General features: G+C 58.3%; 19 protein-coding genes. 9 read left to right on the top strand and 10 right to left on the bottom strand.

Features of this window, described 5'->3' with window-relative positions:
* Positions 1-241 precede the first annotated feature (241 nt).
* Both H6G62_RS20035 and H6G62_RS20030 read left to right on the top strand, forming a co-directional pair.
* Positions 242-1,879, top strand: a complete 1,638-nt coding sequence (locus tag H6G62_RS20035; protein ID WP_190498435.1) for an acetolactate synthase large subunit — start codon at positions 242-244, stop codon at positions 1,877-1,879.
* A 60-nt stretch (positions 1,880-1,939) separates the two neighbouring features.
* Complete coding sequence (locus H6G62_RS20030) at positions 1,940-2,776, top strand: SDR family oxidoreductase (protein ID WP_190498433.1); 837 nt, start codon at positions 1,940-1,942, stop codon at positions 2,774-2,776.
* A gap of 21 nt (positions 2,777-2,797) precedes the next feature.
* On the opposite strand, the gene H6G62_RS20025 is transcribed toward H6G62_RS20030, so the two are convergent.
* The gene (locus H6G62_RS20025; RefSeq protein ID WP_190498431.1) at positions 2,798-3,586 is read right to left on the bottom strand and encodes a nuclear transport factor 2 family protein; all 789 of its coding nucleotides are present in this window, start codon (positions 3,584-3,586) and stop codon (positions 2,798-2,800) included.
* Between the two features lie 203 nt (positions 3,587-3,789).
* On the opposite strand from H6G62_RS20025, the gene murG reads away from it, so the two are divergent.
* Positions 3,790-4,893, top strand: coding sequence for an undecaprenyldiphospho-muramoylpentapeptide beta-N-acetylglucosaminyltransferase (murG, locus tag H6G62_RS20020; RefSeq protein ID WP_190498437.1), 1,104 nt, complete (start codon positions 3,790-3,792; stop codon positions 4,891-4,893).
* 65 nt (positions 4,894-4,958) lie between these two features.
* Here murG and H6G62_RS20015 read toward each other — a convergent pair whose 3' ends face one another.
* The 3 genes from H6G62_RS20015 to H6G62_RS20005 all read right to left on the bottom strand — a co-directional run bounded on the left by H6G62_RS20015 (position 4,959) and on the right by H6G62_RS20005 (position 11,093).
* Complete coding sequence (locus H6G62_RS20015) at positions 4,959-7,976, bottom strand: EAL domain-containing protein (protein WP_190498429.1); 3,018 nt, start codon at positions 7,974-7,976, stop codon at positions 4,959-4,961.
* Between the two features lie 224 nt (positions 7,977-8,200).
* Positions 8,201-10,210, bottom strand: coding sequence for a serine hydrolase (locus H6G62_RS20010; protein WP_190498427.1), 2,010 nt, complete (start codon positions 10,208-10,210; stop codon positions 8,201-8,203).
* Positions 10,211-10,301: 91 nt separating this feature from the next.
* The gene (locus H6G62_RS20005) at positions 10,302-11,093 is read right to left on the bottom strand and encodes an RNA methyltransferase (protein ID WP_190498425.1); all 792 of its coding nucleotides are present in this window, start codon (positions 11,091-11,093) and stop codon (positions 10,302-10,304) included.
* Positions 11,094-11,166: 73 nt separating this feature from the next.
* Here H6G62_RS20005 and H6G62_RS20000 point away from each other — a divergent pair, with 73 nt between their 5' ends.
* Positions 11,167-11,454 carry a DUF427 domain-containing protein gene (locus H6G62_RS20000; RefSeq protein ID WP_190498423.1) on the top strand — a complete coding sequence of 96 codons (288 nt, stop codon included), beginning with the start codon at positions 11,167-11,169 and terminating at the stop codon, positions 11,452-11,454.
* 989 nt (positions 11,455-12,443) lie between these two features.
* Positions 12,444-12,848: a hypothetical protein gene (locus H6G62_RS19995; protein WP_190498422.1), complete on the top strand. Its 405-nt coding sequence runs from the start codon at positions 12,444-12,446 to the stop codon at positions 12,846-12,848.
* Positions 12,849-12,957: 109 nt separating this feature from the next.
* On the opposite strand, the gene dxs is transcribed toward H6G62_RS19995, so the two are convergent.
* A complete protein-coding gene (gene dxs, locus H6G62_RS19990) occupies positions 12,958-14,865 on the bottom strand; it encodes a 1-deoxy-D-xylulose-5-phosphate synthase (RefSeq protein ID WP_190498420.1) in 1,908 nt (635 codons plus the stop codon).
* A 211-nt stretch (positions 14,866-15,076) separates the two neighbouring features.
* Here dxs and H6G62_RS19985 point away from each other — a divergent pair, with 211 nt between their 5' ends.
* Entirely contained in the window at positions 15,077-15,601 is a 525-nt protein-coding gene (locus tag H6G62_RS19985) for a hypothetical protein (RefSeq protein WP_190498418.1), read from the top strand.
* A gap of 89 nt (positions 15,602-15,690) precedes the next feature.
* Here the strand turns inward: H6G62_RS19985 and H6G62_RS19980 are convergent, their stop codons facing one another.
* Together H6G62_RS19980 and H6G62_RS19975 are read right to left on the bottom strand one after the other, a co-directional pair.
* Positions 15,691-16,116 (bottom strand): nuclease A inhibitor family protein, encoded by a 426-nt coding sequence (locus H6G62_RS19980; protein WP_190498416.1) that lies wholly within the window; start codon positions 16,114-16,116, stop codon positions 15,691-15,693.
* Positions 16,117-16,139: 23 nt separating this feature from the next.
* A complete protein-coding gene (locus tag H6G62_RS19975; protein ID WP_190498414.1) occupies positions 16,140-16,592 on the bottom strand; it encodes a peroxiredoxin in 453 nt (150 codons plus the stop codon).
* 226 nt (positions 16,593-16,818) lie between these two features.
* Here H6G62_RS19975 and H6G62_RS19970 point away from each other — a divergent pair, with 226 nt between their 5' ends.
* From H6G62_RS19970 to H6G62_RS19960, 3 genes are all read left to right on the top strand, one after another.
* Positions 16,819-18,276: a DASH family cryptochrome gene (locus H6G62_RS19970; RefSeq protein WP_190498411.1), complete on the top strand. Its 1,458-nt coding sequence runs from the start codon at positions 16,819-16,821 to the stop codon at positions 18,274-18,276.
* Positions 18,277-18,617: 341 nt separating this feature from the next.
* Positions 18,618-19,250 (top strand): L-threonylcarbamoyladenylate synthase, encoded by a 633-nt coding sequence (locus tag H6G62_RS19965; protein ID WP_190498409.1) that lies wholly within the window; start codon positions 18,618-18,620, stop codon positions 19,248-19,250.
* A gap of 285 nt (positions 19,251-19,535) precedes the next feature.
* The gene (locus tag H6G62_RS19960; RefSeq protein WP_190498407.1) at positions 19,536-20,372 is read left to right on the top strand and encodes a HAMP domain-containing sensor histidine kinase; all 837 of its coding nucleotides are present in this window, start codon (positions 19,536-19,538) and stop codon (positions 20,370-20,372) included.
* Positions 20,373-20,583: 211 nt separating this feature from the next.
* Here the strand turns inward: H6G62_RS19960 and H6G62_RS19955 are convergent, their stop codons facing one another.
* The 3 genes from H6G62_RS19955 to H6G62_RS19945 all read right to left on the bottom strand — a co-directional run.
* Complete coding sequence (locus tag H6G62_RS19955; protein ID WP_190498404.1) at positions 20,584-21,702, bottom strand: site-2 protease family protein; 1,119 nt, start codon at positions 21,700-21,702, stop codon at positions 20,584-20,586.
* A gap of 148 nt (positions 21,703-21,850) precedes the next feature.
* Complete coding sequence (locus H6G62_RS19950; protein ID WP_190498402.1) at positions 21,851-22,162, bottom strand: hypothetical protein; 312 nt, start codon at positions 22,160-22,162, stop codon at positions 21,851-21,853.
* Between the two features lie 493 nt (positions 22,163-22,655).
* The coding region (locus H6G62_RS19945; RefSeq protein WP_190498400.1) for an IS256 family transposase at positions 22,656-23,361 on the bottom strand (706 nt) is incomplete at its 5' end.

The following is a 23,361-nucleotide window of genomic DNA, read 5'->3' as shown; positions in this document are numbered from 1 at the left end:
TGACGCCGTCCCCGGAGATGACGATGATCTGGAATTTGTTTTAATTGTTCTATGAGGGCCATGGGTTAAGGATCCTAATAACATCTCAACCCATCCTCATTTTTCTTTGCTGGTATGAAACCACCCTGCCTAGCCCCCCTTGAGAAGGGGGGGATCGGAATCAAAGTCCCCCTTTTTAAGGGGGATTTAGGGGGATCTTCAAGGATTGGCGCAATTGACTGAAAACAAAACATGAGGGGCTATGAATACAGCGGAATTGTTGGTTCAGTGTTTGGAAAATGAGGGTGTGGAGTACATTTTTGGCCTGCCGGGGGAGGAGAATCTACAACTTCTGCAAGCCCTGCGGCGGTCGTCGATTCAGTTCATCACCACCCGCCACGAGCAGGGGGCGGCGTTTATGGCCGATGTCTACGGACGGCTGACGGGCAAGGCGGGGGTTTGCCTCTCTACCCTGGGGCCAGGGGCCACGAATTTGATGACCGGGGTAGCCGATGCGACCCTGGATCGGGCTCCCCTGGTGGCGATTACGGGCCAGGTGGGGACGGATCGGATGCACATTGAGTCCCACCAGTACCTTGATCTAGTGGCCATGTTTGCCCCGGTAACCAAGTGGAACGCCCAAATTGTGCGGCCCAGCAACACACCGGAAATTGTCCGCAAAGCTTTCAAACTGGCTCAGTCGGAAAAGCCCGGTGCGGTTCACATTGACCTGCCGGAAAATATCGCGGAAATGGAGGTCGGGGGACTGCCCCTGCGGCGGGACAGCCAGGAAAAAACCTACGCCTCCATGCAGAGCATTCAGCAGGCGGCGGTGGCGATTTCCCAGGCCAGTAACCCGATGATTTTGGTGGGCAATGGGGCGATTCGGTCTCGTTCTAGCGAAGCCCTGACGGAATTTGCCACCCAGCTCAACATCCCCGTGGCCAACACCTTCATGGGCAAGGGTGTGATTCCCTACACCCATCCCCTGGCCCTCTGGACCTTTGGCCTCCAGCAGCGGGACTTCATCACCTGCGCCATGGAGGCGGCGGATTTGATCATTGCCGTGGGCTACGACCTGGTGGAATATTCCCCCAAACGCTGGAACCCCGACGGCAAGCTGCCCATCCTCCACATCAGCCTCACCCAGGCCGAAGTGGACAGCAGCTACATCCCCAAGGTGGAGGTGATTGGCGACATTTCCGACTCCCTCCACGAAATTCTGCAACGGGTGAAGCGCCAGAATTATCCTGAACCCGCCTCCCTCAAAATTCGCGACGAAATTCGCGCCGACTACGAACAGTACGCCGACGACTACGGCTTCCCGGTGAAACCCCAAAAGCTGATCCACGACCTGCGCCAAGTCCTCGGCCCCGACGACATCGTAATTTCCGACGTGGGTGCCCACAAAATGTGGATGGCCCGCAACTACCACTGCCTGCGGCCCAACACCTGCCTGATTTCCAACGGCTTTGCGGCCATGGGCATCGCCATTCCGGGGGGGCTGGCCGCCAAGCTGGTGCATCCCAACCGCAAGGTGGTGGCCGTGACCGGGGACGGCGGCTTCATGATGAACTGCCAGGAACTGGAAACCGCCCTGCGCATTGGCACCGCCTTTGTCACGGTGATCTTCAACGATGGCGGCTATGGGCTGATCGAGTGGAAGCAGATGAACTACTACGGTGAGTCGGCCTTCATCCACTTCAGTAACCCCGATTTCGTCAAGCTGGCGGAAAGCATGGGCCTGAAGGGCTATCGGGTAGAATCCACCGAAGACCTGATGCCGACCCTGAAGATGGCCCTGGAAGACAACGTCCCCGCCGTGATTGACTGCCCCGTGGACTACCGGGAAAACCTGTTGTTTAGCCAAAAGACCAAGGATCTAAGCTGTTTGATTTAGCCCTACGGCCACCGAGATCGCCTACACTGTTCCCGCAGTGTTTCCCTTCAACGGTTAGCCATGGGCAATCTTCGGGCGGCAATTTTGGGCTGTGGCTATGTCGGTCAAGCGGTGGCCCAGCTTTGGCAACACCAGGGCATCACCGTAACGGCGACGACCACTCGGCCAGAACGCCTAGAATCTCTGGGAACGATGGCGGATCGGGCCTTAGTGTTGCGCGGCGACGACAGGGCGGCAGTGGCCGAATTGCTGGCGGGGCAGCAGGTAGTGTTAATTTGCGTGGGAGCCGGACGGCAGGCCAACTACGAGGAAACTTACCTCAATACCGCCAAAACCGTGGTCAATGCCCTGGCCCAATCCCCCGACCTGCGGCAGATTATCTTCACCAGCACCTACTCCGTCTACGGCAACTACGGCGGAGCCTGGGTGCGCGAGGACGATCCTGCCCAGCCCGCCACCGACAACGGCAAAATCATGCTGGAAACGGAGCAGGTGCTCCTATCGGCGGCCACCGACCAGCGGCGAGTGTGCATTTTTCGCCTAGGCGGCATTTATGGCCCAGGGCGAGACCTGGCCAAAATCTACAGCCGAGCGGCGGGCACCACCCGCCCCGGCACGGGGCAAGAAGCGAGTAACTGGATTCACCTGGAGGACATCGTCGGAGCTATCGACTGGGCGCAACGCCAAGGACTCAGCGGCCTCTACAACCTCGTGCAAGATGACATCCCCACTGTCCGCGATTTGATTGATCGCGTCTGCCAAGCCCACCACCTCGCCCCCGTGCAGTGGGATGCCTCCCAACCCAGCGCCCGCCCCTACCATGTGCGGGTGTCTAACCAAAAACTCAAGGCGGCTGGATACACCTTCCGCCATCCTGGGTTTGATAACCTGCCCTAGTTCTATTGGCCTGGGTGCCCCCTATTCCACGGCTACCCGTCGGGTTTCTACGACTAGGCCATCTTCTCGAATAATGACCGCCGAAATCCAGCGCTGATCGGGGCTTTCGGGGGCGGTACCGAGTTTGTAAAGCCCCCCGGCACTGAGCACATCAAAGACCACGGGACGCGGCTCGAAAAAGTCGATGGCGGTCACCCCTTCATCCACCGCTACCCCCATCAGGGCACGACCCTCCAGGGGCTCTAGCACAATAGTATCGAAGGCAAAGGACTGACCGGGGGCCAGGGTGCTGGGTAACTGGGTTTGCAGGGTAGGTGGATTGGTGCCAGAGGTGATCCGGCTAGCCTCGGAGAGGGTGTCTTGGCGGGTAATTTGGCCATTTTCTAGGCGCTGCCGCGACGTGACTTCGGCCTCCAGGGCCAGCCGTCGATGGGTGAGTACTTGTGTTCCAGTTACCCGTGTTCGGGTTTCGAGGGTGTAGGCTCCTGGGCCTGTCGCTTCCCAAGTCAGCAGTTCCACCTCATAGGTGAGGTTGTCGTACTGCTGCCACAGGGCTACTAGGGTTTGGCTCAGTTGGTCGTAGTCAAACCCCGTATCGCTGGTAAAGCTGGCGGCGTAGGCAGCCATCACGGCGTCTAAATCCTGGGCATTGGCAGCGGATTCAATGCGATCTAAGGTTTGCCGGACAGCGACAGGAGCCGTTGCGGCTGGAGCCGCCATAGCCGGAACCGCTCCCAAGCTCAGCGCCCAGGCTGATGCTGCCAACCCGCCGTATCGCCCCATGGCCCATGGCCCCATTCCAAAACCCATATTCCTCTCCTCACCCAATAATGTCTGTGTGATAGCTGTACCGAGACGGTGCTGCACCCCAGGGACTCCCAGGGAAAACGTCTCGTTCCCTAAGCACAAGCTTAGATCAAGGGTCACGGAGTTGGTATAGTAAAAGGCGTTTTTGCGGGCGAGAAAAGACCGTGGCCCAGACCACACCTTCCCATCCATCGGAGTTACCGAATTTGTCGCCTTCCTCGTCAAGGGGGTCTTCGTCAGACCATCGGCCCAAAATTTTAGTCGCCGCCAGCGGTACCGGGGGGCATCTGTTCCCGGCCCTAGCCACCGCCATCAAGCTTCAGGAAATGGGCTATGCCCTAGAGTGGCTGGGGGTGCCCAACCGATTGGAAACGACCCTGGTGGGAAATCAGTATCCCCTACACACCGTAACCATGGCAGGTTTGCAGGGGCGGCCTGGAGTGCGCACCATACGGCTGCTGAGCCAATGTGCCCTGGCCACGCGGCGGGTGCGAAAGTTACTCAAGCAGGGCCAGTTTAGCGGCGTGTTTACCACTGGGGGGTACATTGCGGCCCCGGCTATTTTGGCGGCGCGTTCCCTCGGTCTGCCGACGGTACTGCACGAGTCCAACGCCCTACCGGGGAAGGTCACCCGTTGGCTGAGCCCCTGGTGTACTACCATTGCCCTAGGCTTTGGGGCAGCGGCGGCGTATCTGCCCAAGGCCACCACCCTCACCGTGGGTACCCCGGCACGGGCCGACTTTTTGACTGATTCTCCCCCAAGACTCACGGATCCTGCTATCCCAGAGGATGTGCCGCTGATTCTGATCGTCGGCGGCAGCCAGGGAGCGGTGGCGGTCAATCAACTGGTACGGCAGGCGGCTCCAGATTGGCTAGATCAAGGGGCTTGGATTATTCACCAAACCGGAAAGAATGACCCCGACACCGACGCTCTCAGCCATCCCCACTATATCCATCGCCCTTTTTTCGACAACATGGCGGCGTTGCTCTATCGCGCCGATTTGGCCCTGTGTCGTTCTGGGGCAGGCACCCTTACGGAACTGGCCATCACCCGCACCCCCTCCCTGCTGATTCCCTACCCCGCCGCTGCGGAAGATCACCAAACCATTAACGCCCGCGTGTTTAGCGAGGCCGGATCGGCCCAACTGTTGCCCCAGCAGAGTCTAACGGCAGAGCAGCTATCCCACACCGTCAGCCAGCTTTTGCAACACCCCGACCAACTCGCGGCCATGGCCCAAGCCGCCGATACCCTAGCGGTGCGAGACAGCGCCCAAAAACTGGCCAGCCTGGTGCAACAGGTGATTGGGTAATGTCCTCCATAGCCCAATCGGGACGGATAACTTTCGCAGATTGCCCCTGTCTCTAAACTCTGCCTCTAGACGTTATACACGGCCCCTAGGCAGATCTGGCCGAGGGTTTGGCTCAGCCATGCATCGATGGCGGCGGCGGGTTGGGGTTTGCCAAACCAGTAGCCTTGGCCAAGGTCGCAGGTGAGTTGCTGGAGGATGTGTCGGTCGGCCTCAGTTTCGATGCCTTCGGCGATGGCGGTAAAGCCGAGTTGGTGGGCTAGGGTAATGATGGTTTCGACGATTTTGTAGTGGTGGGGGCTGGTCTGCATTTGGCTGACGAAGGTGCGGTCAATTTTGAGGTGGTTGATGGGGAATTGGTAGAGGTAGCTGAGGGAAGAGTATCCGGTGCCGAAGTCGTCAATGCTGAGGGCGATGGATCGCTGGCGCAGGGCATGGAGGACGGTGAGGGTGGCCTGGATGTCGTCGATCAGCATACTTTCGGTGATTTCGAGCACCAGGGATTGGGGGTTCAGCCCGGTGTGGGTGAGGATGGCGTCAATTTGGGCCAGCAAACTGGGGCTATGGAGCTGCATGGCGGCGAGGTTGACGCTAATGGTCAGGGATTGGGCCTGGGGGTAGTGATCCTGCCAGGTGCGCAGTTGCCGACAGGCGGTTTCCATCAGGTGGTAGCTGAGGGGCACAATCAGGCCCGTTTCTTCGGCGAGGGGAATGAAGTCGTTGGGGGGCACCAGACCACGTTGGGGGTGTTGCCAGCGCACCAGGGTTTCAAAGCCCTGGACGGCAGCGGTGGCCAGATCGACGATGGGTTGGTAGTGGAGGATAAATTCTTCGGGATGCTCTAGCAGAGATCGCCGCAGTTCCGTTTCCAGTTGCAGTCGGGTGATGGCCTGGGCGTGCATGGCGCTATTGAAGACCTCGTAGCCGTCGCGGCCCTTGTGTTTGGCGCGATACATGGCAATATCGGCATCGCGCAGCAGTTCGGAGGCATCGGCGTAGGTGGCATCCCCCATCACAATGCCGACGCTGACGGTGGCAAACACCTCCTGGCTGCTGAGGTGTAGGGGATCGCGCAGGGTGGCGAGGACTTTTTCCGCCAGTCCAATCACCTCGGTCAGATCGGCCACATCGTCCATCAGCAGAATGAACTCATCCCCCCCTAGGCGGGCCGCTAGATCTGCCGGACGAGCTACACTCCGCAGGCGGCTGGCGATTTCAATCAGCAGTTCGTCGCCAATCAGGTGGCCGAGGCTATCGTTCACCACCTTAAACCGATCCACATCCAAAAACAGCACCGCAAAGCGATAGTGCTCGTGGCGGCGGGCGCGGTGCAGGGCCACGTCTAGGCGATCCTGGAGAAGTTTGCGGTTCGGCAGTCCGGTGAGGCTGTCATGGAGGGCATCGTGCTGTAGCTGTTTGCGCATCCGCATGGTTTCGGTAACATCGCGGGAGGCGGTTTGGAGTTGGATCACCTCACCGAGGTCGTTCAGGATGGGGCGGGTGAGGGTTTCGATCCAGATGTAATGGCCGAGTTTGTGGCGCATCCGGTAGGCCGTTTTGGTGGAGTCCCCAGCCAGTACCTGGCGTTGCCCTGAGTGGTAGCAGGTGGGCGCATCGGCGGGATGCACCCAGTCGCACAGGCAGGTCCCCACCAGTTCGCTGGGCTGGTAACCCAAAATCCATTCCACCGAAGGGCTGACGTAGAGAAATTGGCCCCCTAGGGTTTGGAGACAGACCAAGTCGGTCATATTCTCCGCCATCAGTCGAAAACAAGCCGATTGCTGCTGAATTTCAACATTTGCGGCCTCTAGGTCGGCCTTAGAACGCTGGAGGTCTTGGACGGTGGTGGCGACACGGTAAGCCATGGTGTTAAACGCCAGCACCAGTTGCTCTAGCTCGTTGAGGCGGCAGGGCGGCAGGTGTTGGTGAAGTTCCCCCTGGGCAATGGCCTGAGCGGCTCGCCTCATCCGGTAAATGGGCTGGGCAATCCAGTGGCTCGTCAGCAGCCCTAGCCCCAGGGCCACGGCAAAGGCCACCAGGCAGAACAGAAGGGTATAGCGTCGGGAGGCTTCGATGGTGGCCATGAAATCCCGCTCTGGCACCACCACCACAATCAGCCAATCCAGTCCGGCCTGTTCCCGAAAGGGCATCACCTCTAAAAACTGGCGCTGCCCATCCCACTGAAACTCAAACTGTTGAGGGGCCAATGCATCCGCTAGGTAGCCGTTGTATTGCCGGAGCAAAAACTGACTGCTGGCCCGAATCAGCGGATCTTGGCTGGTCACTGAATAGAGACGCTGGGGCCGATCCTCCACGACCACGAAGGGATCGGGCAGGGTGGAACTGGCCACAATGAACCCCTTGCGATCCAGAATAAACGCCTGACCATGCTCACTAATCGATATGGTGGCGAGGAAATCGCTGATTTGGGACAAAAAGAAATTGTTGCCCAACACCCCTAGCAGATCGCCCTCGGCATCGTAGACCGGGCGGGAGGTGGGTAATGCCAAAACTGGATAGGCATGGTAGGGAAACACCTCGCCCCACACTGCCCCCCCCTGCCGCACCGCCGCCAAATACCAGGGCAGGGTTTGGGTGTCCCATCCCGGTGTTGTTTGCTGAATGGTCTGGATTTCGCCGTTGTCGTCCACCGTGGAAAACTGCACCGCGTCACCCAAGGATGGCCCCCCCTGCATCCGCTGATGCTGGCCGGGGCCAAGGTTGCTTTGGCCAATAAACTCCTGGTTGACATGGCCAAAGAAAATCGAGTCTACCGTGGGAAATCGCTGAGACTGCTGCAAAAAGTGACGGAAGAGGGCTTCCGGGTCATCAGGATCCACCTGCCCAAGCTGAATGGCATCGTCGTTGAGTTGGTTAATTAAATGAGGCGTGGTCAAAAAGGCGTTCAACTCCTGCTCAATCTGCTGGGATACCGCCGTCCTCAACTGGCCCGCCACCTGGTTCACCGCCTGTTCCCCATGGCGCAGGGTCAACCAGCCCGTCACCGTCACCGCCGCTGTAATCTGCACCACGAAGGGCACCACCAACCACACCCGGAGGGGGAGATGCCGCAGGGGATGGGACAAAAGAGATCGAGACCAAGCCGAAAACATGTATCAGAGGTTACAGAGTGCTGGCCTTAGTGTGCCTAATTTCGACGCAAAACTAAGACCAACCACTCACCTGTAATATCTCTTCGCAAATGGGCGGGCAAAGCAGGGCTGGAATACCCCATATCTCGATGGAATTACCTTGATCCCCTCAGATTCCATCGCCACGGCCTTGCCCCCACAACGCTAGGCGGCAAGGCCTAACCGGGCGGGATTTGGTCGCCACTGGGGGCAGAACCGGGCCGCTCGGATCCGTTGGGGATGGGGGCGGGCTCCATGTCCCTGGGGGAATCGGCGTCGGGGGGGATCGCCTCGGCGTCGGGGCCAGGGCTCATCTCGGCGTCGGGGCTAGGGTTTGCCTCAGTATCGTCAGAAGTAGGGTTCGCCTCACTATCAACGGCCCCATCGGGGTGGGTGGGTCGTCCTCCCACCGGGGCAATGGGCTGGTTCAGTTCCCGATGCACGGTCTCGGTGATGCGGCGAATCAGTTCGCTGGCGCGGCCATCGTTGTTGGGGCGCTGTACCATCACCGCCAGGGCATAGCGGTTGCCGTTGGGGGTATCCACCAGGGCCACATCCCCCAGGGCGAGGGCGAGATCTCCGGTTTTGTTAGCGACTAAGGATCCATCGGTGAGGCTAAAGGCAATCAGGCTGCGGTTCACGGTGCGCTGCATGACGCTAAACAACCGCTCCCGCGACCGTCGGCTAAGCAGGTCACCCTGATCGACCAGGGCCATCAGTAGGGCTAGATCGCGGGTGCTGGTGGTGTTGGTGCCCTCCAGGTCAGGTAGGGGGTTGCGTAGCACCGTCGATTCTAGCCCCCAGGTGAGGAACTGCTGGTTCAGGGCTTCTGACCCCCCCAGCGCTTCGATCATCATATTGGTGGCCGTGTTGTCGCTGTGGATGATCATGCGGGTGGCCACGTCTAGGGCGGTGTATTCGCTACCGATGGCATCGTTGGCTAGGGTGCCCGATCCCCCCGCTAGGTGCTGTTCCTGCAAGACCACCGCCTGGTTGAGGGCCAGATTCCCCGCATCCACCTGCTGCAAAAAGGCCACCAAAATCGGCACCTTAATCGTGCTGGCCGCTGCCACTGCCTGGGTACCGCTGAGGTCTACATAGCGGCCAGAGTCGATATCAAAGGCGTAGACCGCTGGGGTGAGACCGGGGGTGAGGGTGGCCAGTTGATCGAGTTGGGCCTTTAGGCGGGTGAGTTCGCTACTGGGTTGAATAGCGGCGATGGTGGTGGCCCCTTGCCCCGGTAGGGCGCTGGCCGTATTGCCCCGTTGGGCCGAAGGCGTGGAGGCGGATGGGCCGCTACCATTGGAGGCGACATTGCTGGGGCTAAGCACCGATAGCAACGTTCCCGCAATGGCCGCGACCCCAACCCCCAAAATGGCCAGTCGAATCATATAGAGGGCGGGGCGGGGTAACTTGGCCAGCCGCCGCTGGGGAGAAAACCGCCGAGTGCGGGTGGCCTTGGTTTCTGGGCGGGGAGGAGCCGCCAAGGCCGCCAGCCCTGCGGTGGTCGCCGCTGCCGCCGCCGCTAGCCCCGTCGCCATGCCCGCCGACCGTCGTCGCCCATCCCGTGACCGCAATGGGGTGACGTTACTTGGCGATCCCGTGCCCCTATCCGAGGGCTGGGGAGGTCGCTGGGGAATCGGTTGGGAGGTCGCCGCACTGGACATTCCCGGCCCTAGGGAGGCGCTGTGGGGATGAAGGCTTGGCGACTGACCAGCGGCACCATAGGGCCGAGGAGCGGGAAGTCTGGCCTCTGGGCCATGGGTCATGGGGGCGGTGGCCATGGAGGTTCGGGAACCCTGAGACCCACCCGAACGCAGGGCTGGGGTTGGGGCGGGGTAGGTCGGGCTGGCTCCCTGGGGCGCATGGCCCTTCACCCGAAAACTGGGCAGGGCCGCTTCCTTGGCCGAGGATTGAGGGGCGGGGGCCATCGGAACTGTGGACGACGGGGCCGGGACGGTGGGCTCTGGTGGGGTGGGGCCGAAATCGGGCGTCATGTGTTTGTACTGTCTCCACTGGTTGCGGCGACGGGCATTGGCAGAAGACCGAGAGCGCCAGTCCTCATCGCTGGCAGGGTCTGGCCCCCGTCCGCTACCGTTGCCCCCACCGTTGCCGTGGGCCGATAGGCCCGCTTCGCCAGGGGATCCAGGTCGAGAGGGAGGGTTAGAAAAGTCGTCGTACTGTGCCATGGTGGTGCTGCTGTACCGTCGAAATGACCCGTGCAAGAATGACCCGTGCAAGAATGACCCGTGCAAGTTTATCCGCGAACCAAGCTAGATCCTAGGAGGGGCGAGGGGCGCTGTTAATCGCCCAATTGACCTGCCGCAAAATGCCCCTAAGCATAGCTAATTCCTGGGAATTTGGTTCAGCCCGGTGCAACAATGGCCGCAACTTGGCCATGCGACTGGCGGCAGTATGGGGGTAAAGATAACCGATCTTCAGCAAAATCGCTTCCAAGTCTTGGTGAAATTCTTCAATTTGATCCAAGGTGGCGGCTGACTCGACCTCTGCATCGGTTGGGTTAGCCGCAATCGGTGGACAGGAGTGCGCCATAGTGACCGTGGGATCGGTGGCCTGACGGTGCAGCAGATAGCTACACACCGCCACCGCCTGGGCCAGATTGAGGGAGGGATAGGCGTCGCTGGCGGGAATCCGAATCCAGCGCTGGGCGTAGACAAGTTCCTCATTGCTCAAGCCCCGATCCTCCGGGCCAAAAATCAACGCCGCAGGTAGGGGCACCTGGGGGTCGGTAGACAATAGCCAAGGCAACACCAGCTCCGGGATTTCCAAACCCTGGCGCTGGGGATGGATGCGCCCCGTGGTGGCCACCGCCCGCTGACAACCCACCAGGGCTTCCGGCAGCGTACTGACAATCTGCGCCGCCGCCAAGACCTCCTGACCATGCACCGCCATGCGCCAAGCCGCCGTACTGGTGGGGTCGCACTGGGGGTTGACCAACACCAACTGATGCAGCCCCATATTCTTCATCACTCGCGCCACCGCCCCCACATTGATCGGCCCCGCTGGTTCCACCAGCACAATCCGCAGGTGCGCCAGTTGCTCTAGCCCCATGCCAGACCTCCTAAACCCCTTAGAATAAAGACCATTGTTATCAATACCCTCGTCCTTTATTAACGCTTTAGCTATGGCCAAGGTTACCTGGAACGGCGTCGTCCTCGCCGAAAGCGACCAATGCGAAACGGTAGAGGGCAACCTCTACTTTCCCCCCAGCGCCCTAAATAGGGACTATTTCCAGCCCATTTCCCAAACCACCGTCTGCGGTTGGAAGGGCACCGCCAACTACTACGACATTGTGGTGGATGGCCAAGTCAACGCCGGAGCCGCCTGGTACTACGCTGACCCCAAGCCCGCCGCCAACAACATCAAAGGCTACGTCGCCTTCTACCGCAACAAGGTCACCATCGCCCCTTGAGAGGCCGATTGAAAAGCGATCTGCTGTCGCTTTAGTTCCCTGCCGATCCCCCGCCCCTTAGCAAGAGCAGATTTAGGGGGATCCCCACTTTTGCTAAAACCAATAGAGACTTTTCAAAGCCAGCGGCGGGTTCGTCCACAATCACCAGTCGGGGATCGCCAACGAGCGCTTGGGCAAGGAGAAATCAAGGGTCTCAGCGCTTGCCCGGAAAAGTGTCCGGACTATTGTAGCCAGAATGGGGCAAACAAGATACGCATTGAATCCTAGACGATTTATTGCTATCTCAAGGAAAAATCTAATATTTTTCTTGAGAAGAAAGGTCATCTTTTTCGCTATCTTGACCTTCTTAAAATGTCTTCAATGCCATAAAGTTCGCAAAAGTCTTTTGATGCTTGAGTCTCACATTAGCCTGTCTCCCGCTACACGACTTATAGTGGATTGCACTCGGTTGAAGTACATGGCAATGATCCCCCCTGTCCCCCTTATCAAGGGGGGAGAGAGTGAGCCTTAGGCAGCTAGGAATTGGGGGGATCGAGAGCCCAGCAATGGTGTACCTCACTCTATCGAGAACCGCTATAATTGAGGAAGAGTTTGATAGTTAACCCTCAAGGTATCTATCAAATACGAAGTTGACCAATCCTGTTTAATAAATGGGGCACCTCGAAAAATACAAATCTTATTGAGAATGGGCACGAGACTCCAATGGTTCCAGGCTCTTCAGATTCGCAATAAGGCAATTAATCGAGGTGCCCAATGGTTTCTTCACCTCACAAAAACGTGGCCATAGGGTATAAATAATTCAGTAAAATTCTCTGTTTCAATCCATAAAATCCGCTGTGGTCATGCGTCCGAGATATCTTCACCCGTGGAGATGGGGCTTGTGTGGTCTCCAACGCTGTTGAGGGCCAAGCTCTGATCTCTGATCTGAGTAGATCCCTGAGATGCATACCCAAATCCAAGTTTGTCGTGTTTAGGTTTGAGTCTGTTTTATGCCACTGAAGTTCTGTGTGAAGCCGATTTTGCTAAGTTCCGCTGTGGTGGTGGGCGCACTGGCCAGCCTGGGCATCGGATCTCGCCCTGCCGAGGCAGAGTTTAGCATCGCCTACTGCGATGGATCCGCCTACGCCACCAACATCTACCGGGCTGGAGATCCAGAAGCACCAGGGAGTGCCCTCACCATGCGGATCTACTCCCGTGCAGATCGGATGGTGTTCCTCAATACGGCGGCCAACCGCGCCCCAAACCCTGAGGGCTATATCTACAGCAACACCCGGGGCGAGCGCCAGTGGGAGTTGTTCATCCCCAACAACGGCAACACCTGCACCCTGTCACGCAATGGCGAGGTGGTGGATCGCGGCACCGTGACCCGGCGCGAACCTAGCAGCGGCGACTAACGCTTAATGCATCGTTGATACCTAATAACAGACCAGCCGTTGAGGATATCAGCGGCTGGTCTGTTGGATCCGTGTGATCGGTCAGGTTGTGGCTGGGCCTAGGCTAGCCCTACACCGCCAACATCGGCTTTTCGACCTTGAAGGTGCTGAGGATGCGCTCGGCCATTTGGGGTGGCGTCAACCCTAGGGCTGCCTTGGACTGATCGGGGCTGGCGTGATCGACCAGAATATCGGGCACGCCAATCCGCAGCACCGAGGCGGGCACCTGGGCATCCAGAATCGACTCGGCCACGGCGGAGCCAAAGCCACCCATCAGGCAGCCTTCCTCAAAGGTGACGACCTTACCGATTTGCTTGGCCAGGGGTAGAATCAGCTCCTCGTCTAGGGGTTTGGCAAAGCGGGCGTTCACCACCGTCGCTTCGATACCGTGTTCGCTGAGAATTTCGGCGGTTTGCATGGCGGGATAGACCATGGATCCGTAGCCCAGCAGCAGCACATCGTCGCCCTGGCGTAGGACTTCGGCCTTACCGATGGGTAAGGGTTCCCAGCCCTCTTCCATCAGCGGTGCGCCGTAGCCGTTACCCCGTGGGTAGCGCATGGCGATGGCTCCATCGGTATAGTTAATCCCGGTGACGAGCATCCGTTGCAGTTCGGCCTCGTCCTTGGGAGCCATTAGCACCAGGTTGGGGATGCAGCGCAGGTAGGCAATGTCGTACATGCCCTGGTGGGTGGGGCCATCGGCACCGACGATTCCGGCTCGGTCGAGGCAGAAGAACACGGGCAGCTTTTGGATGCAAACATCGTGAACAATTTGGTCAAACCCCCGTTGCAGGAAGGTGGAGTAGATCGCCACGACCGGACGCGCCCCTTCGCAGGCGAGACCAGCCGCTAGGGTAACAGCGTGCTGCTCGGCAATGCCCACGTCAATGTACTGCTTGGGGAGAGCCTGTTGCAGCTTATCCAACCCGGTGCCCGTGGCCATGGCGGCAGTGATGCCCACGATTTTGGGGTCATTCTCCGCCAGGGTAATCAGGGTTTCGGCAAACACCTTGGAATAGCTGGGGGGCTTGGGTTTGGTGGAAGGAATGCCCTTACCCGTGGCCAGGTTAAAGGGCGACTGGGCGTGGTAGCCCACCTGATCCTTCTCAGCGATGGCGTAGCCCTTGCCCTTGGTAGTAGACACATGCACCAGCACTGGCCCCGTGTGCTTGTGGGCTTCCTTGAAGGTGGTGATCAGCTCTTGCAGATTGTGGCCATCCACAGGCCCCATGTAGAGGAAGCCCAGTTCTTCAAACACGGCCCCCACCTTGGGCACCGCGAGGCGCTTCATGCCTTCCTTCACCCGCTCTAGTTCCGGCGAGAGGGACTCGCCCAGGAAGGGTAGGTGCTTGAACTGCTCTTCGAGGTTGTCGGTGAGGAACTGCACCGGGGGGCTAATCCGCATTTTGTTGAGGTAGCGGGGAATCGCGCCCACGTTGGGGGAAATGGACATTTCGTTGTCGTTCAGCACCACCAGCAGATTGGTGTGGGGCAGGTGTCCGGCGTGGTTGATGGCTTCGAGGGCCATGCCCCCGGTCAGGGCACCATCGCCGATGATCGCCGCTACTTTGTAGTTCTCTCCGGCCATATCCCGCGCCAGGGCCATCCCCAAAGCGGCGGAAATGCTGGTAGAAGCGTGGCCTGCGCCAAAGTGGTCAAACTTGTTTTCGCTGCGCTTCAGGTATCCAGCCACCCCATCCTTCTGACGTAGGGTATGGAAGTCGTGGAAGCGTCCGGTAATCAGCTTGTGGGGGTAAGCCTGGTGCCCCACGTCCCACACCACCTTGTCATGGTCGAGATCGAGGGTTTGGTACAGCGCCAGGGTGAGCTCCACCACCCCCAGCCCCGGCCCCAGGTGCCCACCACTGGCGGCCACGGTTTCCAGGTGCTTTTCGCGAATTTGTCGGGCAATATCCTCAAGCTGCCGAATGGACAAACCATGGAGCTGATTGGGATGCGTTACATCACTCAGGCGCATACTAAATTAACCTCTGGGTCACGCAATGGACTTTTCCTGCTATCTTCACTGTAGAAGATTCGGCGTCTAGAATCTGGCCACATGGACAACCCCAGCCAGGAAGACTCTCTTGGTGAAGCGATCCCATGTTGTGTACTGACTATCTTGATCCGCAGTTGGTAACGGTTGATTACAGCCGTTAACCAAGCGATATAACCCTTAACGTTCTGTTATGGTTCATCATCCTGTGTTTAAGTCCCTCAGCCCGTACCTTACGCTACCGTTTACCCTGTTTAGCGCCGTTCTGGCCCCTTTAACCTTGGCATCCCCTGGGTTAGCCATTGGCTATAACTATGGTCAATGCGTGACGGATTTGCTGGAAGTTGGGCTGTCTGCCGAAGCCGTGGCCTCCGCCTGCGCCAGTGCCCTCCGGCCCGAACAGGTGGGCAGTTGTGTGCTAGATGTGACCGCCGTAACCGAACTCAGCGCCGAAGTCGCCCTCGCCGCCTGTAGCCGAGATCGTCGTCCCCTGGAGGTGGCCACCTGCGTGGTGGATATCCACGAATTTCTGGACGTGCCCAACTCCGCCGCCGTGCTGAACCACTGCCACCGCAGCATTCTACCCGTGCGCTATGCCGACTGTGTGATCGACACGGCCCTAGTCGCCGAAATCGCCACTACCGACTCTATGGCCCTGTGCATTGCCGCTGGCTATCGCCCGGTGGATGTGGCCCCTAGCTTCATCCCCACCCGTTAGAAACCGTCACTTGTCAGCAGAGAACAAACCCCGTCATTCCCGTGAATACCGGAATCTATTCGCAATGCGCCATCGTGGCAGATTGGGCGTTAGGTTTCCACAAGGTTGGTTTTGAGGCCGAGGTAGTGACCACTGGGATGTTGTCCAATGAGGTAGAGGGTGATGTCTACCTGTCCGATGCGATAGGTGCGTAGGTGAGAGAGGGAAGCCTGGAGAACCGCTTGAAGCGACTGGTAGCGTTGGGCAAGGTGGTCGCCTTGGGGAGAATGCCAAAAGGGTTGGCTCAGGATGGGTTGAAAAAATTGCTCGGCAGGATGTTGGGTGATGGGGGTGCCAGCGGCAGCAAGTTCCTGGGGCAAGGCTGGCCCTGCCAAGTTGCTCTCCGAGGGCGGGATGGGCCACACCACCACGGTAACCGGGGCGTCGGTTTCGCTGGGATACCAGAGACCATCCACCAAGGCCCGGAGGCGATCAATGGCGGGCTGGAGGGTATCGTTGGGCATCGCCTGGGCCATGGGGATCGGTCAGAATTGGGAAGCTAGATCACTTGGAGCGCCTTGATGGCCTCGCTGACGTGGGCCTTGGGGTTGAACTGGGAGTTAAAAATGTGGCGCACCTTGCCCTCTAGGTCAATGATATAGGTGACGCGACCGGGCAACAGTCCCAGGGTGCTGGGAACGCCGTAGGCATTGCGTACTTTGCTGCCTTCGTCGCTAACTAGGGTAAATGGCAGACTGTGCTTGGCGGCAAATTGGCGATGGGAGTTGGGAGAATCGCTGCTGATGCCAATGACTTCGGCTCCGGTGGACTGAATGTCGGTGTAGCTATCGCGGAAGGTGCAGGATTCGATGGTGCAGCCCGGAGTATCATCCTTGGGATAGAAATAGAGCACGACGGCTTTCTGCCCTCGAAACTGGCTTAGGGTAACCGTTTCACCCGATTGGTTGGGCAAGGTGAAGTCGGGGGCAAGGTCGCCAACCTGAATAGGCATAGGAAGGGCATCTCCTGTATAAAATCTTAATAGACCTTTAGGATACTTAATTAAAGTATTCTTTGCTTGTAGGATAATCTCCTTGAGCCCTGCCGTTTTCTATGGTTACCATCTGGTTTCCCAAGGATTTTCACGGGCTCTCTCCCACGGGAACCGTAGATCTAACGAATTTAACTTGATCTGCCTATCTGACTCTCTCTGACGGTTAACCTTTGCCTTGCCTCCTATGTCCGTCCTCGTTTGGTTCCGCCACGATCTGCGTCTTCACGATCATCAGCCCCTCTGGGATGCCGTTCAAGCTGGGCGGCAGGTGATTCCTTGCTACTGCTTTGACCCCCGACAGTTTGGCACAACAGCCTTTGGATTTCCCAAAACCGGGGCGTTTCGGGCACAGTTCTTACTGGAGAGCGTGGCGGATCTGCGGCAATCGCTTCAAGCCCTAGGCAGCGATCTCTTGGTGCGCGTGGGTCAGCCAGAATCCATCATTCCAGCCTTGGCCAAGGCGTTAGCCATCGAGACAGTCGTTTGGCATCAGGAGGTGATGGCCGAAGAAGTGGCCGTGGAATCGGCTTTAGAAACGAAGTTGGCTGCCCTGGGAGTGCGGAGGCAGGTCTATTGGGGGGCAACGCTCTACCACCCAGATAACCTGCCCTTTGGGGTGGATCAGGTGCCGGAGGTGTTTACCCAGTTTCGCAAACAGGTGGAGCCGCGCAGTGGGGTAGACCCGATGCAACCTACCCCAAAAACTCTGCTGCCCCTGCCCTCGGTCGATCCTGGAAGACTGCCGACCCTAGCGGATTTTGGGCTCACCCCACCAGCACCCGACCCCAGGGGTGTGCTGCCGTTTGTGGGGGGCGAAACCGCAGGTCTACAGCGCTTACAGGACTATGTGTGGACGGCAGATTGCCTCAAAACCTACAAAGAAACCCGCAACGGCATGGTGGGGGCCAACTATTCCTCCAAGTTCTCGCCCTGGTTGGCCTTGGGTTGTCTCTCGCCCCGGCAAATCTACGAAACCGTGCAGCGCTACGAACGGGAACGGGTCAAGAACGATTCGACGTACTGGCTGGTGTTTGAACTGCTCTGGCGCGACTATTTTCGGTTCATCGCCGCAAAACACGGCAAGCGCCTGTTCTATTCCTCCGGTCTGCGGGGACTGGTCATCGACTGGAAACAGGACTGGAAACGCTTTGAGGCTTGGCGCACCGGAATGACAGGCTTTCCCTTGGTGGATGCCAACATGCGGGAGTTGTTGGCCACGGGGTTTATGGCAAACCGGGGGCGGCAAAATGTAGCCAGCTTTCTCACCAAAAACCTCGGTATCGACTGGCGCATGGGGGCCGAGTGGTTCGAGTCGCAACTCATCGACTACGACGTGTGTAGCAACTACGGCAACTGGAACTACGCCGCAGGAGTGGGCAACGACGCCAGGGGGTTTCGTTATTTCAATATTCCTAAACAAGCCAAGGATTACGACCCCGACGGCATCTACGTCAAGCACTGGTTACCCGAACTTCAAGCTATCCCCGCCGCCAAGGTACAGGAACCCTGGAAACTGCAATCCGTGGAACAACGCCGCTTTGGGGTGCAACTGGGGGAAGATTATCCTCAACCAGTCGTGGATCTCGCCAAATCCGTCCAGGCCAACGAACGCATCTACAACGCCGCCCGCCCTTTGCGTTGATAGGGTCTAAGAGTGTTCCATAGGAATAACTATCCATTTGCCATGGCCCTTCGCCCTCACCCCTTTCTGAATCTGGCTCCCCTTCTCCATCGGGGAGCAGGGGTTGGGGGATGAGGGCTGAGCTTGGATGCGTTATTAGTTAGGATAATTAGTCGGCCTACTTGCCAAATCCAAAATTGCTCAATTCCACGGGCTTTGCAGCCCTCCTACTTTAACGAATCAGTGCCACGGGTTAAGGCGGTTGGGTCGCACGGCGTCTGAAATCAAGGGTCCTGCCAGCCCTAGTGATACCCAAGGGGGCTGTTCTAGAGTGGAGGGTGTGCGTTTGTGTTGATTAACCCATGCCCCAGATGTCTCTGACTGAGTTTTTAGCCGCTGTGCAATCTGGTGAATTGGTCAGTTTTCCTACCGATACGGTGCCTGCCCTCGCCGCCCTGCCCCAGGCCAGCGACCGAATTTACCAGATCAAACAGCGCAGCCAAACCAAACCCCTGATTTTGATGGGGGCTAATCTGGCCGATCTCTGGCCCTACGTTGCCGGAACCGAGGCTGAGCAAGCCCAATGGACAGCGATGGCCGACCGCTACTGGCCCGGAGCGCTGACCCTGGTATTACCCGCCAGCAACCGTCTGCCCCCCGCCATGAACCCTGCCAATACGGGCACCTTGGGGCTGCGAGTTCCCGACCATCCCCTGGCGCGATACCTGCTGGAACGCACTGGCCCCCTCGCCACCACCAGCGTGAACCATTCTGGCCAGCCTGCCCTAGAAACCCTGGCCGAGATTGCGGCGGAATTTCCCGAAATCATCACCCTCAGCCCTGCCGCCCTAGCGGAGGTTTACCCCCAGCTTGGCCACGCCCCTGTGCCGCCGATGGACAAGCCCCAAGGCTCAGGGCTACCGTCTACCGTCGTGGCTTGGCGCGATAGTCAGTGGGACGTGCTGCGCCAGGGATCCGTCACAATTACGCCCTAGCCCTTTGGGATTAATTCCGTATTTTTGCAGAGAGCGTTTGGTTTAACGCCTGGGAACGCTTACTGCAAAAGCGTCTACCTGTTGATGCTAATAATACCAAATCCGGCTTGTTTGCCCCCGGCATCAGCGGGCGAGGAGCCCTCGCCCCTACGGTTTGCTGGGCTGGGAATCGGGGTTATTCGATTAGGATTTGGGATAAAACGCTCCGATTGGTTAGGTTTTGGGTATCCCAAAGCAAACCCCAGAGAGTTGCTCACTCACCCTAGGAATCTGTCTCACCTCGCTATGACTTCCTCCATCGACCCCGACGCCCTGGCAGCCCTACAACTGGCCTACGACCGATTGCAGCGGCAACACCAAACCCTCGCCGCCTTTTTGGGGACGGCCTCCCACGAACTACGCGCCCCGATCAACCAGGTCATCAGCCTGCACCAGCTCATTTTGGAAGACCTGTGCGAAAGCCCCGAAGAAGAACGGGAATTCATCGGCCAAGCCAACCAGGCTATCACCCGAATGCTGCACAATTTGGATACGCTGATCAGCCTCTCCAAGCTGGACATTGGCGCGATATCCCCCGTCTGTGAACCCATTTCTCTGGGAATGGTGCTGAACAAAGTGCGGCAGTTTACCGAAATGCAGTGCATCAACCGCCAGTGTCGCCTCACAGTGAACCCTGGGCCAGATCCGCTCTGGGTGTTGTCCGATGCTCGGTGGCTCTTGCAAGCCTTGATTAGCCTAGTGGAAGCCGCCCTCGCTGCTGGCAGCACGGCAATTACCCTAGAACGTCTGGAAAACGGTGAACCTCAAGGAAGTGATCCAGATGGGAATCAGCCGAACGATCAGCCCGTTGTCACCTTGCAATTGGTCTGCAATGCCCCTGCGAATCAGTGGCCCCCAAACCTCCCGCCATCGCCTACGGTTGCCGACTCCCCTAGTCCTCCATACAACTTGCTGGAAGCTAGTTCCCAATCTTCCCCATCTCCCGGTTTTCGCTACCACCTCGCTCACCGCATTTTGGGGCACCTCGGCCTTGCTATCCCCCCTTCTACAAACACCACCGATGATCAGCATCGTCTCACGATTCGGCTTTCCATAGCTGGCAAAGGACGAGATGCCTACTAACGCGACGCACAACTAATTCTGAAGAAAGGGTTTTGTCTTCAAACACTGGCTCCAGTTCAGCAGTATTATTACTCAGTGATCTCCCCGCTAGATGAGTTGCACATCGCGTTAGTAGGGAATCAGGAGAAGCTTTGTATCAGCAGATTGATCACAAAAAACGCAGACCAGAGAAATCTGATCTGCGTTTGAGTTAGTGAGCTTCTAGCCGAAGTTAAGCCGCCTGGGGCAATTGTAGTAGCGCCTGAATCGAGCGCTTCTCTAGCAGACCCGCCAGCGACCCATCGTTATCAATTACCGCCAGCGCGTTGATCTGTCGGGTTTCCAGGGTCTTGATCACCTCCATCAGCGGTTGCTCGGCACCCACCGTGAGAATATCTCCCGCCGATGCCATGATGGCCGCCACGGTGGTGGTGTCCCACTGGTCGCGGGGCACCTGCTTCAGGGCATCCACCAGCACCGTACCCACCAGCAACCCCGTTTCATCGGCTACCAGGAACTTGCGCCAAGCCGAAGGAGCCGCCAGTAGCGCATTTTCGGCAAACTCTCGCAGAGAGGCTTTCGCTTCGATGATGGGGCTGTCCTGCACCACAGCATCGGCGGCAGTCAGGCCCGTGAGGCGACCTTGCACTTCGCCAAACTGCGCCGTGCGGTTAGCATTTTGCAGCAGAAACAGGCCAATCAGCAGCGTCCAAACACTGCCCACGGCGCTAAGCCCCAGCACCGAGGCTCCACCCACCGCAATCGCCGTCCAACCCAGCAGTTGGCCCACGCGGCTGGCAAACACTAGACCCTTATGGGGCTGCCCCGTAATTTTCCAGACGAGGGACTTCAGCACGTTGCCGCCATCCAAGGGCAGACCAGGAATCAGGTTAAACGCCCCCAGGGCCAGGTTGATGTAGGCCAAAAGTCCAACAATTCCAGCCATCGGGCCAGAGAGGGGCAAGACCACCCCTGCCAAAGAGAACAGACCGAAGAGGGCAAAACTCACCAGCGGGCCAGCGATGGCCACCTGAAACGCACCTTTGGGGGTCTCGGATTCCTTCTCTAGGGCGGCCAACCCGCCAAACAAAAACAGCGTAATCGAGTTGACCCCAATGCCCTGCTGCCTTGCGGCAAAGCTATGCCCTAGCTCGTGGGCCAACACCGAGGCAAACAGCATCAGCGCCGAACCCAGCCCCAGCACCCAGGGCAATGCCCCACCCAGCGACGGAAAGGCAGCGGCCAACCCACTACCGTACTGCCACGTCACCAGCAGCAGCACCAAAAACCAAGACCCATTCACATAAAAGGGAATGCCAAATAGATTCCCAACCCGTAAGTTGCCGTTCATCGGGCACCTCTCGCTTAAAACCTGAGGACAGGGGGCGAAATCCTAGGATTTGTGTCCCGTCCATGGGTCTCATTGTAACGAACTGTTAACTAAGCTCTCATCTATCGGGGGTAGGGAGAACCGTCGCCCCAGGATGGGTTTAGCGACCTCAACCGGGCAACCAGAGCTTGACCAGGAAGGCCGTTGCGTTTACCACCAGCGCCACCGTCGCTGAAATGAGCAGAGCAAAGGCCAACTGCACCACCCAGCGCATTCCCTGTTCGTAGTTGTCTAGGCGCTGATTAAACCGTCCTAGGTCATCGGTAAGTTTGTCGATGGCTGATGCATTGCGCTCAATAGCCTCAGCGTTTTGCTCGACGAGGGCTTCTATTCGATCAAGGCGATCATTGCTGGTGGTCATGGCATTTAGGATGACGATATTGGCTGTGGGTGGGGGATAGAATCCTAACAGTGATCGCACTTCGTCGTATCTGCGGTAGATTTCCCTACATGGGTTGGGTAGTTCCAGCAACGCTTACACTTCGTGTAGGTTTCGCCAACGTACTCCGGTATTGGCATCATGCCAATGCCTAGGGCAAAGGTGAACCTTGGGTGCTGTCTTTCCATCATAGCGGCAGGACCTCCCGCGACTGAGTGACCATGGGTTGTTGAGCTTTTGCCCCCGGTTGCTCCCTGGGTAACGATCAAGGTAGGTGCTGGCGGCAAGATCGAACTGGTTGCACCCGAATGCCCTGAAGGTTCAGATGTTCAAGTGATTGTGCTCTTGGCCCCGCCTTTGGAGTCTGTGAGCGCTCAGCCAATTCAAGCGCTGGAGGGGGATGGCATGGATGGGGAGCGGCAGAGGGCAATCGCAAAGATACAGGCTATGGTTCGTAGGTATGTCCCGGAAGGTAAATCGCTAGTGGATGACCTCATCGTCGGAGATATTGTCAAATCTGGTGTATGGCTAGGATCTAGGCGGCGTCCTGCATCTGGGTCATATCGGGGTTGTCATCCATCCGGTATCCATCGTTGAACGGGACGCCTTCAATCACGTCGGCAAGGTGTTTGAAGCCCCGAATTCTGAGCCAGCGTTTCTGGGCACTCTCGACCAACTTGAACACTAGGGCGAGGATAGTGTCCTTGGAGACACAGCCTCGGGTTTGGTCGGTTCTGAGGCGGACGGTAGCAAAGGTGGATTCAATGGGATTGGTAGTGCGAATGTGCGCCCAATGCTCAGCGGGGAAATCGAAGAAGGTGAGCAGGACATCCCGGTCTTTGGCCAGACACTGGGTGGCCTCCGGATACTTGGCCTGGTAGGTCTGGATGAACCGATTGAAGGCTTGATGGGCCTCGGTTTTGGTGTCGGCTCGATAAATCTCCCAGAGGGCTTGTTTGGCCTCCGGTTGCTGCCGTTTGGGGAGTTTGTTGAGCACGTTCGCGGTCTTATGCACCCAGCAGCGCTGGGCCTTCGTGGTGGGAAACACCTGGGGCAGGGCCTTCCAGAAGCCCAACGCCCCATCGCCAATGGCGAGGTGAGGTGCTTGGTCGAGTCCCTGGTCTTTGAGCCGCCGCAGCAGGGCTTTCCAACTCAATTCCGATTCCCGATACCCCATCTCCAGGCCCAGCAGTTCCTTATGGCCCTTGTCTGTCACCCCCAAGCTGACCAACAGGCACTGC

This window comes from Phormidium sp. FACHB-1136, assembly GCF_014697375.1.
Classification (GTDB): Bacteria; Cyanobacteriota; Cyanobacteriia; order Phormidesmidales; family Phormidesmidaceae; genus Nodosilinea.
The sequence above is the reverse complement of the archived record's forward strand: the minus strand, read 5'-3'. Positions and strand labels throughout refer to the sequence as shown.